Genomic DNA, 259 nt, shown 5'->3' on the forward strand with positions numbered 1-259 from the left:
TCAGGTTGGCGTTCCGGCCCTTGTTGTCTTCATGAACAAGGTTGACCAGGTCGACGACGAAGAGCTTCTCGAGCTCGTCGAAATGGAAATCCGTGAGCTTCTGTCTTCCTACGAGTTCCCGGGCGACGACATTCCGATCGTCAAAGGCTCTGCGCTTGCAGCTGTCGAGAACCGCGATGCGGCTATCGGCCGTGATGCGATCCGTGAGCTGATGGCTCAGGTTGACGCCTACATCCCGACGCCGGAGCGTCCGAAGGAT

The 259-nt window shown here is 58.3% G+C and carries 1 protein-coding gene; it reads left to right on the forward strand.

Annotated features, from left to right (window positions below):
* The coding region (locus ABLO27_RS27170) for a GTP-binding protein (RefSeq protein WP_353037221.1) at positions 1 to 259 on the forward strand (259 nt) is incomplete at both ends.

Origin of the sequence: Roseibium sp. SCP15 (assembly GCF_040329435.1) — a bacterium.
Classification (GTDB): Bacteria; Pseudomonadota; Alphaproteobacteria; order Rhizobiales; family Stappiaceae; genus Roseibium.